Origin of the sequence: Streptomyces sp. NBC_00005 (assembly GCF_045160215.1) — a bacterium.
Taxonomy (GTDB): domain Bacteria; phylum Actinomycetota; class Actinomycetes; order Streptomycetales; family Streptomycetaceae; genus Streptomyces.
Genome location: NZ_CP108316.1, coordinates 3052323 through 3065205 on the forward strand (window position 1 = coordinate 3052323; position 12883 = coordinate 3065205).

Annotated in this window: 8 protein-coding genes; 2 read left to right on the forward strand and 6 right to left on the reverse strand. The window is 68.7% G+C overall.

From position 1 onward, the window contains the following. Positions 1 to 384: 384 nt before the first annotated feature. The 4 genes from OG303_RS14185 to OG303_RS14200 are packed head-to-tail and all read right to left on the reverse strand — an operon-like array spanning position 385 to position 5484. Positions 385 to 1902 (reverse strand): GH39 family glycosyl hydrolase, encoded by a 1518-nt coding sequence (locus tag OG303_RS14185; RefSeq protein WP_405868457.1) that lies wholly within the window; start codon positions 1900 to 1902, stop codon positions 385 to 387. Continuing rightward, positions 1899 to 3569: an extracellular solute-binding protein gene (locus tag OG303_RS14190; RefSeq protein ID WP_405868459.1), complete on the reverse strand. Its 1671-nt coding sequence runs from the start codon at positions 3567 to 3569 to the stop codon at positions 1899 to 1901. The genes OG303_RS14185 and OG303_RS14190 overlap by 4 nt, the downstream gene beginning before the upstream one ends. A 53-nt stretch (positions 3570 to 3622) precedes the next feature. After that, on the reverse strand, positions 3623 to 4504 hold the full coding sequence (locus OG303_RS14195) for a carbohydrate ABC transporter permease (RefSeq protein WP_405868461.1): 882 nt from the start codon (positions 4502 to 4504) through the stop codon (positions 3623 to 3625). Beyond that, positions 4498 to 5484 carry an ABC transporter permease gene (locus tag OG303_RS14200; protein ID WP_405868463.1) on the reverse strand — a complete coding sequence of 329 codons (987 nt, stop codon included), beginning with the start codon at positions 5482 to 5484 and terminating at the stop codon, positions 4498 to 4500. The genes OG303_RS14195 and OG303_RS14200 overlap by 7 nt, the downstream gene beginning before the upstream one ends. A 226-nt stretch (positions 5485 to 5710) precedes the next feature. Between OG303_RS14200 and OG303_RS14205 the strand changes: the two genes are divergently transcribed. Continuing rightward, the gene (locus OG303_RS14205; protein ID WP_405868465.1) at positions 5711 to 6703 is read left to right on the forward strand and encodes an acetylxylan esterase; all 993 of its coding nucleotides are present in this window, start codon (positions 5711 to 5713) and stop codon (positions 6701 to 6703) included. Positions 6704 to 6712: 9 nt separating this feature from the next. On the opposite strand, the gene OG303_RS14210 is transcribed toward OG303_RS14205, so the two are convergent. Next, positions 6713 to 9988, reverse strand: coding sequence for a GH92 family glycosyl hydrolase (locus tag OG303_RS14210; RefSeq protein ID WP_405868466.1), 3276 nt, complete (start codon positions 9986 to 9988; stop codon positions 6713 to 6715). 665 nt (positions 9989 to 10653) lie between these two features. Between OG303_RS14210 and OG303_RS14215 the strand changes: the two genes are divergently transcribed. Next, on the forward strand, positions 10654 to 11670 hold the full coding sequence (locus tag OG303_RS14215; RefSeq protein WP_405868468.1) for a hypothetical protein: 1017 nt from the start codon (positions 10654 to 10656) through the stop codon (positions 11668 to 11670). A 76-nt stretch (positions 11671 to 11746) separates the two neighbouring features. On the opposite strand, the gene OG303_RS14220 is transcribed toward OG303_RS14215, so the two are convergent. Then, positions 11747 to 12832, reverse strand: a complete 1086-nt coding sequence (locus tag OG303_RS14220; RefSeq protein ID WP_405868470.1) for a lytic polysaccharide monooxygenase — start codon at positions 12830 to 12832, stop codon at positions 11747 to 11749. Between the last annotated feature and the right edge of the window lie 51 nt (positions 12833 to 12883).

Sequence of the window (12883 nt, forward strand, 5' to 3'; positions counted from 1 at the left end):
GGGTATAGCTGTGCGGCGGCTGCTGTCGTCCGGCTCGGACGCCGGGTGCCGGGCCGGGGCGACCGGCGTGGAGAGCGGCCTCCGCACCGGACGGACCGGCGTGAAGGGTGGCTTCCGCACCGGGCCGACCGGCCTGAAGGGTGGCCTCCGCACCGGACGGACCGGCCTGAAGGGCAGCCTCCAAACCGGGCCGACCGGCAGGGAGAGCAGCCTCCGCACCGGACGGACCGGCCTGAGGGGCGGCCTCCGCACCAGGCCCACCAGCCCGAAGGACACCCCCCGCACCCGACCCACCAGCACCCGCCGACGCCAGGCCCAACCCGCTGACGCTCGGCGCGACACCGCGCCCCAATCGCGTGCCCCCTGCTGCTTCGCCTGCGGTGCTCATCGCAGCCCCTTCCCCAACAGCCTGCGCTCGTCCCACCATTGCGGTGCCTCCTCCTCGACGGGGCTGAGCTCGACGAGGGTGATCTCGTGTCTGGTCAGGGTGAGGTCCAGCGTCAGTCGGCCGTCCTCGACCGGCAGACGTCGGTGTCCGCGGGCGGGTTCGGCCGCTTCGTGGAGTACGTCGAGTTGGTGCGGGCGCGGCGAGCGCGGGCTGCCCATGCGCTGCCAGGCCGTACGGGCGTTGCCGTGCTCCTCGTCCACTGTGGACCGGCGTACGAACACCTCCGCCGAGCGCATCGGGACGGACAGGCGCAGGACGTGCCGTTCGGGGCCCGCGGTCTCGCCGCTCGCGTCGACCGGCGCCCAGGCCAGGACGGTGACGCGGCCGTCGGTGTGCCGGGTGACCAGGTGGTCGTCGCCGCGCGTCAGCAGCTCCTCCCCCATCCGGGCCATGAACGCGTACAGGTGGTACGTCGGCTTCTTCACCTGCCGGTGCGTGAGCAGGCCGAAGCCGCCGTGGAACAGGGCGGTCGGGACGCCGACCTCCTCGAACATGTCGCTGAACGTCCAGTACGAGAAGGAGTCGGCGTGGTCGCCGCCGGCCGCCAGCACCGGTGCCAGGTACGCGGCGTGGAAGGCGGTGTCGTGGACGGGGTTGTCGGGTCGGTAGGAAGAGTTGAACTCGGTGATGTGGACCGGGAGTTCGGCCAGCCCGGTGCCCTTCAGGAGCTCGCGCGGCGAGGCGAACTGTTCGAGCAGGCGGGTCGCCGGGGCGAGGGTCTGGTGGACGCCGAACGGCACGTGCTGGGCCGGGCCGGAGGTGTAGGCGTGCTTGGAGACGAAGTCGACGGGCACGTCCCGGTGTTCGGCGAACTCGGCGAACCGCTCCAGCCACTCGTCGGCGCCGGGCGAGATCGCCGGGCCGCCGACCTGCAGCTCGGCGTCCACGTCCTTCACGGCGTGCGCGGTCACCTCGTAGAGCCGGTGATAGGCGGCCTCGTCCGCGCCCTCCCAGAAGTCGGGCAGGTTGGGTTCGTTCCACACCTCGATCGGCCAGGTCCGCACCTCGTCGAGGCCGTAGCGGTCGACGAGGTGGGCCACGGTGGCCCGCACCAGGCCGGCCCACTCCTTGTGCGAACGGGGCGGGGTCACATGGCCGTGCCACCAGAAGACCGTCCGCTCGCCCGACGCCAACTCCTGTGGCATGAAGCCGAGTTCGACGAACGGCCGGATCCCGAGCCCGAGATACGCGTCCACGACCTGATCCACGTAGGTGAAGGAGTGCCGGACCCGGTGCTCGCCCTCCCACTCGTAGGGCCGGTGCACTCCCATGCCGTCGCTGAGCAGCCCGTGCCCTCGGATGTGCCGGAAGCCGATGTCCCGTTGGAGCAGGGCGAGGGAGTCCTGGTAGTCGCGGCGCAGGGCGAGTTCGAGGCGGCCGGTGCCGACGCAGTGACGCCAGGCGTCGGACAGCCGGCCGCTCCCCTCCTCCGGTACGAGGACGGGGACGGTCACCCGTTCTCCTTCTTGAAGCGCTCGTAGGCCTTGTTGTGCAGATCGACGAGCTGCTGCATGTTCTTCGCCTTCAACTCTGTGACGTACGCGCCCCATTCGGACAGCGGGCGCTTGCCGAGAATGAACTGGAGGGTGTTCTGGGCGACGTGGTCCCTGAGCGGGGTGTCCCATAGCGAGGCCTGCTCCTGCTCGGCGGACTGGAGCGGGTGGGCCGGGGCGACGGGCAGCTGCTTGCGCTGGGACATCGCGTCCTGGAACTTCTTCTCGTCCGGGCTGAAGTTGGAGGAGACCAGGGCCCAGCTGCCGCCGTACGTGAAGACACCGTTGAAGAAGCCGTAGTCCTTCTGGAGGTCCTTCGGGGCGTCCGGGTCGGAGCCCATGAGGGTGATGCCGTCCTTGAGCTCGTACTTGCCGCCGGAGTAGGTGTACGTGACGCCCTCGACGCCCCACTTGCAGAACCGCTGCCCCTCGTCCGAGTACCAGAGCCAGTCGACGAACTGCATCATCGCGACGAAGTCGGTGCTCTTGAGGGCCTTGCTGGAGACCATGACGCCGTTCTCCAGCCGGATGCCGTCCAGCACGATCGGGCCCGCCGGGCCGAGCGGCACCGGGATCATCTCGATCTTCGCGCCCTTGACCTGCTTGGTGAGGTCGTAGCGGTAACTCTGCACCAGTTCCTGCGGGTTGGCGCTGATCGCGAAGGACTTCTCGCCCAGCAGCTTCTGTATCGCCTGGTCGTCGGTCTGGGTGAAGCTCTCCGGGTCCATCAGCTTCTCGGCGACCAGTTTTCTCAGGTACTCGATCATCGCCCGGTACTGGTCCAACGCACCGGTGAAGACGAACTTCTTCGCCGTCGAGTCGAAGCTGATGTTGTCGTAGGTCCAGCCGGCATGGACCCCGTACGCCTGGCCGAGGTAGCTCTGCAACGCCCCCACGGTGAAGGGGGTGTTGGTGCTCCAGCGGTCGGAGAAGGGGTAGCGGCCGGGGTACTCCTCCTTGATCGCCTTGAAGACGTCGTACACCTCGTCCCAGGTGGTCGGCAGGCTCAGGCCCAGCTTGTCCAGGACGTCCGTGCGCAGGGAGAGCGAGTAGCCGGACTTGGGCTTCTCGTGCAGGCCGGGCAGCAGGTAGTACTTGCCGTCGGACTGGCGGATGGAGTCGAGTTCGGGCTCGAGCTTCCATTTCTTCACCTTGGCCTGGAAGTTGGGCATCAGGTGCGCGTAGTCGCTGACCGGGAGGATGGCGCCCGAGGACACGAAGGCCACCTCCGAGGGGTGGTACGTCTTCGGGATCAGGAAGGGGGCGTCGCCCGAGCCGATGAGGACGCTGCGCTTCTTCTCGTAGTCGACGAGCGGCACGTCCACGGGCTTCAGGGTGACGCCGGTGAGCTTGGTAACCTCCTTCCAGAACAGCCAGTTCGTCTTCATCGGATAGCCCGGGTTGTCGTTGTGGAGCATCGAGAAGGACAGCGCCTTGGTCGCCTTGAACTGCTGGCCGGCGCGATACTCCTTCATCGCGCCGTTCTGCTTCTTCGACAGGTCCTTGCCGTCCCCGCCGCCGTCGCCGCTGCCGCAGCCGGTGAGAGTGGCGAGGCCGATGAAGCCGGCGGCGGCCAGGATCTGGCGCCGCGACAACTGGCCCGCGTTCTGCTGTCCTTCGGTCTTCACGGAGACTCCTTTGTTCCGTAAGTCGGTTGAGGGTGTGCGCCGGCCGCGGATCGTCAGCCCTTGACGGCGCCGAGCATCACGCCCGAGACGAAGTAGCGCTGGACGAACGGGTACACGCAGAGGATGGGCAGCGACGTCAGCACGATCGTGACCGCCTGGATGTTCGCCGCGACCTGGCTGAGCTGCTCCGTGGCGGCGCCCGCGTTGCTGCCGCCGGTGGCGCCCGCGATCATGTTGCGCAGATAGACGGTGACCGGCATGAGGTCGGACTGGTCCATGTACAGGAAGGCTCCGAACCAGGAGTTCCAGAAGGACACCGAGTAGAACAGCACCATGGTCGCGACGACCGCCTTCGACAGCGGCAGCACGATCCGCAGCAGGATGCCGTACGTACGCAGGCCGTCGATCTGCGCGGCCTCCTCCAGGTCGCTCGGCAGACTCTCGAAGAAGGCCTTCATCACGAGCAGGTTGAAGACGCTGATCGCGTTCGGGAGCGCCAGCGCCCACACCGTGTTCTTCAGGCCGAGGCTGGTGACCAGCACGTAGTTGGGGATCAGCCCGCCGGTGAAGAACATGGTGAACACGGCGGCACCGACGAGGACGCTGCGCCCCTTGAGATGCTTCTTCGACAGGACGTACGCGTAACAGATCGTCAGGACCATGGCCACGGCGGTCGAGACCACCGTGTAGAAGACCGTGTTGCCGTAGCTGCGCCAGAACACCGAGTCGTGGAAGACGATGCGGTACGTGGTGAGGTTGAACCCCTTGGGCCACAGGGTCACTTCACCGGCCCGGATCTGCCGCCCCCCGCTGAGCGAACGGGCGATGATGTTGAGAAAGGGGTACAGGGTGACGACCACGACGGCGGTCAGGATCACGCCGTTGACGCCCTGGAAGACACGGTGGCCCCGAGTGGACCGGTGCACATTCACCACAGGCTCGTCCCCACCGTGCGACGCGAGAGCTGGTTGGCGGTCGTGATCAGCACCAGCCCGATGACCGCCTCGAACAGCCCGATGGCGGCGGCGTAGCTGAAGCTGTTGGACTCAACACCCGCCCGGTACACGTACGTCGAGATCACGTCGGCGGTCGGATACGTCAACGGGTTGTACAGCAGCAGGACCTTCTCGAAGCCGACCGCCATGAACGTGCCGATGTTGAGGATCAGCAGCGTGACCATGGTGGGGCGGATGCCGGGCAGCGTGACGTGCCAGGTCTGCCGCCAGCGGCTCGCGCCGTCGATGCGCGCGGCCTCGTACAGGTCCTCGTCGATGGTGGTGAGCGCGGCGAGATAGAGGATCGTGCCCCAGCCCGCGGTCTGCCAGATCTCCGAGCCCACGTAGATCGTCCGGAACCATTCGGGTTCCTGGATGAAGCGGATCGGATCGTGTCCGAACCAGCCCAGTACGTGGTTGACCGGACCGTCGGAAGCGAGCATCTGCAGGGTGATGCCGGCGACGATCACGATCGACAGGAAGTGCGGCAGGTACGACACCGACTGGACGAACCGTTTCAGCGAACGCCGGCGCACCTCGTTGAGCAGCAGCGCCAGCACGATCGGGATCGGGAAGCAGAAGACCAGCGTCAGCCCGCCCATCCACAGCGTGTTGCGGAACACCTGCCAGAAGGTGGGATCGGTGAGGAACATGCGTACATAGCGCAGCCCCACCCACTGCTCACCGAAGATCGACCCACCGGGCTCGAACCGGCGGAAGGCGATCACGTTGCCGATCATCGGCAGATAGCGGAAGACGAGGAAGAACAGCAGCGGCAGCACGGCCAGCGAGTACAGCTGCCAGTCGCGGCGCAGCGCCCGCCGCCACCCGCCGCGCGGAGCCCGGCGCGGCGGGGGCGGAGCCGGCTTCGGTGGGTCCTGGGTGCCGGGCGGAGAGGCCGACGTGGTGGAGGTGCTCATGCTCGGGCCTCCCGTGGCAGAGAACTGGCCGAAACTTTCGAGCTCTTACCGGTAACTTTGCGGCAACCTATGGGCACTCAGAAAGCGCTGTCAATGGTTACTGCAGCGCTCTGTGGAGACCTACGTGGGAGAGTTGCAATCCGCTGCCGACGGGGTAGAACACGAAAACCGTCGAGCTGAACCCCGCAAGTTTCCAGCGTCCGACCGACTCCTGCGAGGTGCCCCCGTGCCCGCGTTCGACTTTCCGCTGCCCGAGCTGGAGCGCCATCGTCCGGCCCCCGAAGAGCCCGCCGACTTCGACGAGTTCTGGCGGGACACCCTCAAGGAGGCAGCCCAGTGGGACCCGTTGGTGTCCCTGCGACCGGTGGAGACCGGGCTACGGCTGACGGAGTCCTGGGACGTGACGTTCCGGGGCTTCGCGGGGGATCCGGTCCGCGCCTGGTTCAGCAGACCGGCAGGGGTGTCGGAGCCCCTCCCCGCCGTCGTCGAGTATGCGGGGTACGGCCGCGGCCGTGGCCTCCCGCACGAGCGGCTGACCTGGGTGAACGCCGGGTACGCGCATCTGCTGATGGACAACCGCGGCCAGGGCGACCAGTACGGCTGCGGCGGCGACACCCCCGACCCGCAGGCCGGGGCGACGGCGGGCGGCCCGGGCCCGGCGGTGCGCGGACTGACCGCCCCGCACGACTATCACTACCGTCGGCTGATCACGGACGCTGTCCGGGCGGTGGCGGCGGTGCGCGCGCTGCCGGGTGTGGACGCGGCGCGGACCGCCGCCGTCGGCAACAGCCAGGGCGGCGGACTCGCGCTGGCCGTCGCGGGACTGGTTACGGACCTGGCGGCGGCCCTGGTCACCGCCCCTTTCCTGTGCGGCATCCGGCGGGCACTCGACCTCACCGACGCGGGCCCGTACGGCGAGATCCCGGCCTATCTGGCCGTCCACCGGGGCGCCGAGACGGCCGCGTACCGCACGCTCTCCTACATGGAGGGGATCTCCTTCGCTCGCCGCGCGCACGCGCCGGCCCAGTTCGGGGTCGGCCTGCGCGACACCGTGTGCCCGCCGAGCGGGGCGTACGCCGCGTTCAACCGCTATGCGGAACTGACCGACGACGCCCCGCGCAAGGAGATCCACCCCTATCCGTACAACGGCCACGAGGGCGGCGACGCGGTGCACGTACGCCGCCAACTCGCTTGGCTGCGAGAGGTGTTGGACTCGTAGTTCCCGTTGTCAGCCGGTCGCGATGGTGAACACGTGCAGGTCGGTGTTCTCCGGCAACTTCACACTCGCGATCGTCTTCCCCTCGGGTGCCGCGAACGGCTTGGTGGCGAAGATGTACGTCGCCACCGGGTCCTTGTCCGCGCCGGCGACGTTGCGGTACGCGGTCTTGGCGACGACCTCGTTGCCGTACTGGACGGTCCCGGCGCCGCCGCCCACGGTCCAGTCGGTGAAGGAGAGGTCGACCGTGTCGGTGGTGCCGTCGCTGTAGGTGACGGTGGCCTTGGTCTGCTGGTTGCCGTTGACCGCGCTGCCGACGAACGACAACTTGGCCGCCGGGTCGGCGAGTTCGACGGTCTGCCCGGCCGCCGAGACGTTGTCCGGGCGGGCGGAGGGCGAGTCGGGCCAGCTGAAGGTCAGCCCGTCGACCGTGCCCTGCCCGCCGGGCGTGAGGCCGGCCGCCGCGAGGGCCTGGCGGGAGTAGCTCCAGCCGCCGCCGTCGTAGTCGGCCTCGTCGTGCTCGCCCTCGTCGTCCGAGACACCGGTGTTGTTGTAGGCGGCGAGGAGGGTTCCGGGGGCGGCCACCGTCAGGGCCACGGGCTGCTCGTACGAGGTGTCGTCCGACGTCACCGTGACCTTGGCGTCGTAGAAGCCCTGTTTCATGTCCTTGCCGGAACTCAGGGTGATCTCCTGCGAGCTGTCGACGACCGTTCCCTCGGCGGGAGTTGCGGTGATCCCGTCGGGCACCTCGACCTTGAACCGCACCTCGGGCCCGGTACCGCCGCTCATCGACAGGGCACGGATACCGACCTTCGCGCTCTCGCCCGGTGCGATCGTCGCCGTGGTCGGACCCACACCGATCTGGTACGGCTGCTCGCCCTCACGGAAGGAGGGCGGGGCGTCGGAGGGGTCGCTGCCCCACTCCTTGTCCGGCGTTCCGGAGAGCGTGTAGTCGAGCCGGCCGCCGTCCCGTACGAGGGAGGACGGGAGCCAAGAACGGTCGGCGGTACGGCCGTCGACCTTCAGGGACTGGATGTACGGGGAGTCGGCGGCGGCGCCGTCCGCGCGGATGGAGATGTCGTTGCCGTGCGGCCGGTCGATCTCGACGCGGGGGAACAGCGGTGAGGCGAGGGCGAGTTCGGCGCGGGACGGCACCTGCGGGTACATGCCGAGCGCGGAGAAGACGTACCAGGAGGACATCGCCCCGAGGTCGTCGTTGCCGGGGATGCCCGCGGGTTCGGTGGACCACAGCTGCCGCATCGCGGCGCGCACCGTCTCCTGCGCCTTGTACGGGGCGCCCGCATAGTCGTACAGGTAGGGCACGTTGATCGACGGCTCGTTGTCCAGTTCGGACTTGTCGCCGCCGCTACCGGTGAAGACCCAGCCGCCGTCGGCGTCGTGGAAGAAGGTGTCGAGGCGGGCGAGTGCCTTGTCCTTGCCGCCCATCGCCGCGAACAGGCCGGCCGGGTTGTGCTGCACCATCCAGGTGTACTGGGCGGCCGTGCCCTCGACGAATCCGTTGCCGGTCGACGGTGTGAACCCGGTGACCCAGCTGCCGTCGGCCTTGCGGTTGGCGATGTAGCCGCCGGTGGGGTCGGCGGCGGTGTTGAAGTTGTTCTGCCACCACTGGGAACGCTTGGCGAAGGTGGCCGCGGTGTCCTTCTCCCCTGCCGCGGTGGCGAGTTGGGAGAGGGAGAAGTCGGCGCCGGACATCTCGAGCGTCTCGGCCGCGCCGCCCCAGGCGTTGGAGACGGACGGCATGTAGTGCAGCTTCACGTACTTGTCGAGGGAGGGTCGTTGGCCCACCGAGAGCACCGGCTTCCCGGCGGCCGACAGGTCCTGTTCGGTGGGGACCGTGGCCGCCTCGACGAGCGAGTCCAGCGCGCCGTGCAGGTCGAAGTCCGTGCCGCCGAACGCGCGGATGCCCGCCAGGGCGGTGGGCGAGGGGTCGCCGTTCATGACGTGGGTGCCGCTCGCGCCGTGCAGCCAGCGGTCCCAGACGCCGCCGTTCTGCTGGGCGAGTTCGTACAGCGACTGCGCGATGTCGGAGCCCGTGCGCGGGCTGAGCAGGGTCAGCAGCTGCACCTGGTTGCGGTAGACGTCCCAGCCGGAGAAGGTGCCGTACTGGGCCTGATGGCCGCGTGCCACGGTGTGCACCTTGCCGTCACTGCCCCGGTATCCGCGGTCGGCGTCACTGATGAGGTTCGGGTGCAGAAGGGCGTGGTACAGCGCGGTGTAGAAGGTGGTGCGCTCGGCATCGGTTCCGCCGCCGACCCGGATGGCGTCCAGGCGGTCGCGCCAGGCACGGTGGGCCGCGTCCCGCACCGCGTCGAAGGAGCGGTGCGGCGGGTTCTCCGCCGCGAGGTTGGCGGCGGCGCCGGCCTGACTCACGTACGAGATACCGACCTTGACGTTCACGGGACCGGCGCCGGGCTCGAACTCGACGTAGCCGCCGGCGCCCTTGCCCGCGACGGGCTGCCCGCCCTTGGAGAAGCCACCGGTGCCGCCCGTCGCTTCACGGGACCCGGGGCTGAGCGTGTCGTCCTGCCAGGTGCCGTTCGCCTTGAAGTCACGGTCGAAGCGGGCGGTGAAGTACACGGTGTAGTAGGCGCGTTGGCCTTCCGGATCGAGGTAGCCGCAGAAGTCGCCGGAGGTGACGGAGCCGGAGACCGTGCGGGTCGCCGGGTCGATGCGGACCGACGAATCGGTGGAGCCCACCTCGGAGTTGGCGGTGCGGATGAGCAGGGAGGCGGGCTTGTCGGCCGGGAAGGTGAAGCGTCCGGAGCCCGTCCGGGCCGTCGCCGTGAGGTCGGCGGTGACCCCGGAGGCGAGCCCCACCTTGTAGTGCCCGGGCTCGGCGGTCTCGTCGGCGTGGCTGAAGTCGGACGCGTACACGGCGTCCTTGGTGTCGCTCGCGGGCGAGGAGGTGACCTCGCCGGCGTACGGGAAGAACGGGATGTCACCACTGCCGCCCGCGCAGCCCGTGCCGGACATGTGGGTGAGGCTGAAGCCCCGGATGCGGGTGGCGTCGTACTGGTAACCGCCGGGCGCGGCCGTGCGCGTGGCGTCGCCTCTGGTGTTCTCGGGACTCCAGGAGAGCATGCCGAAGGGCGTGACGGCGCCCGGGAAGACGTTGCCGCCGTTCCTGGTGCCGATGAGCGGATCGACGTATGAGGTCGGGTCCCGGACGAGATCCGGTGGGGCGGCGGCGGTCGCCGCGAGGGCAGGGGTGGCACCGCCGACCGCGAGTACCGCGGCCAGCAGCAGGGACGTGGGACGGAAACGCATGACGCGGCCCCTCCTCCTTCGGACGGGTCGCGCACCACAGGTCGCACAAGCCGCAGGGACAGTAGCGTGCGCCACGCGTACCACGGAAGAGTGCGTACGGGCACGGGGCTCGCGGGACCCGGCACCCGTACGGGCCACGGGACGACCACGATCGGACGGCACGGCCAACTGGCTTGACATCGTTGTCTGTTGACGCGGTACAGTCATGTGCAGACCAATCGACAACGTTGTCGCACAGCACGGCGTCGTCACAAGCCAGCACCATCCGGAACAGGTACTCCCCCGGCCTGCCCCGGCTCGCGGACCCGGTGGCCCGACACACCGCCACCGGGTCCGCCCCGAGCGGCGGTTCAGCCGACCGGCCCCCTTGCCTCCCTGCCGATGCCCTCTCGCTATGCTCGCGAGGCTTGCAGAAGGAAACAGAACGGGGGCAGACATCCATGGGCAGCGCCATGCCGTCGCGAATCTCCGGGCCACTCGGGTCAGACGCTTCCTGACGCCCGCCATCCGGCCAAGTCCCGGCAGGGCGACACCCGCCCGGCGAGTGCGCGAGCACGCGACTCCACGGTCCAGGACGAGAGACGGCGCCCACCCGCGCCCTGCCTTCCGTCCCCCTCCCCCCACGCACGGACAAGAGACCGCCCCAGCAGGAGGATCACCACCCCATGACCCGATCCACGACCGGGACCACGCGACTGCACAGCCTCACCACGCTGGCCATCGGCGTCACCGCGACGATGGCCCTCACCGCATGCGGTGCGGACGCGGACAAGGACTCGGCGGCCAGCCCACGGAGCAGCGCGAGCCCCACCTCGCAGGGCGTGGTGACGAAGGAGACCGCCAAAAAGGTGGTCGACGACTACGAGAGGGTCAACAACAGCGCCAACAAGGCCCGCGACGAGAAGCTACTGGCCACGGTCGAGGCCGGGCAGGTGCACGAGCAGTCGAAGGCGGACTACAAGCTGTTCAAGACCTGGTCCGCGAAGGACCAGAAGGAATACGGATCGCCCTTCTTCTACAAGAACCGCACCTACTACCTGCCCGCCACCGGCACCGCCACCTGGTTCGCGGTCAAGGCCAAGTCGTCCGGATCCGATGACGACGCCCTCTTGATCTTCGACAGGACCGGAGGCACCTACAAGCTCGTCGCGTCCGCCTACAGCGACGAGGCGCTGCCGGAGATCGCCGTCGACCGGAACGGGCTCGTCACGGCCGTCGACGCTTCCAAGAAGGTCGGAACGCTCGCCCCGGACCAACTCGGCACCGTCTACGAGGACCTGTTCGAGACCGGCGGCCAGAAGGCTGCGAAGCAACTGGCCACCACCAGCGCCACCAAGGACTCGGTGAAGGTCTACAAGGAGCGTGACACCGGCAACCTGGCCCGCTACGCGACCAAGAAGTACTTCGCCAAGGAACCCTCGCACCCGAAGGTGTACGCGCTGAAGCTCGCCGACGGTGGTGTGGTCACGGTCTTCCCGACCGCACACACCCAGGAGAGAATGCTGAAGCCCCAGTACATGAGCTCCTTCCAGATCGGTCCGAACGACGAGGAGGCCGTCTACAACTCCACGAAGCGAACCGTGATCACCGACTTGTTCCAGGGCCAGGGCCTTGCCGAACTGTCCACCAAGGGCAAGCCCAGGGTGACCGCCATCGGGTACCGGATGGTGGACTCCCACTGAGCTTCGCCCGACTGCCTGCTCGCGGGACCCGATGGGCAACGGCTCAGCGCCCACCGGGTCCGCCCCGAGCGGCGGTTCAGCCCACCTGGCAGGGCAGGCTCGTCGCCGTATCACCGCCGTCGCCCGAGACGACGTAGCCGAACGTCGTGCTCTCCCCCGGATCCAGCGAACCGTTCCAGTCGGCGTTGTGGACCATCACGTCCTGGCCGCTGTAGGTCGCGTTGCCGCTCCAGAGGCTGGCCACGGACTGGCCGCTCGGCAGCGTCCAGTCGACCATCCAGCCCAGCATCGGGACGTCGCCGCTGTTGGTGACGGTCACCTCGGACTGGTAGCCGCCGCTCCAACTGCCGGTCGTCCTGCGGGTCGCCTCGCACGTGCCCGGTACCGGGTCGGTCGGGTTGCCCGGGTCGTGAATGCCCGTCACCTCGCCGTTGCCGCCGTCGAAGACGACGTCGGAGCAGGAGTAGAAGGTCTCCGCGCTGTCCGAGCGCTGCCACACCATGTAGATGATGTTCCGCCCGGACTTGTTCGCCGGAAGCTGCCCCGTCCAGGAGTAGTTGGCCTCCACTGTGCCCGGGGTGCCGTTGAGCGGCGGGTGGTCGACCGAGAGGAACGGGGTGTCCTCCATGTCGTCCCAGGTGAGCGGCTTGGTCGGGTCGAAGCCGTCCTTGGTGATGTAGACGTAGAACCAACCCGGGTGCGCGGCCCAGGCGTTGTACGAGAAGTCGACGGTCGCGCCCGAGGTGAGGTGGGTCAACGGCCAGTCGGCGCTGGGGGTGTTGAACCCCGTGAAGTTGGTGTTGCCACCGCTGCACAGCTCGCCGTCCGGCACGAAGCCGCGGGTGCGGCCGGCGCCGTCGGAGCGCAGCACGGAGAACCAGTTGTAGAACGGCGTGGTGCCGCTGACCTGTTGGGCCGCCTTGCAGGCCGGGTTGACGGGCTTGATCTCACCGGTGTCGGTGAGCCCGTCCTGCCAGCACAGGAAGGTGCGGCTGCCGGGCTTCATGGGGGTGCCGTGGGCCTCAGCCTTGCCGCCCGCCGTGACGACGAGGGCTAAGGCCGGGAGGGTGGCGAGGAGGGAGACGAGGATGAGAAAGAGAGCTCTGGTGGGGGGCGTTAATCGGCGCGGCGGTCGGCTTGCCCTTGTTGTTGTCAGGATCATGACAGATGAGTTCCTTCAGTACGTCCGTGCGGATGGGGATGCGGGCACGCG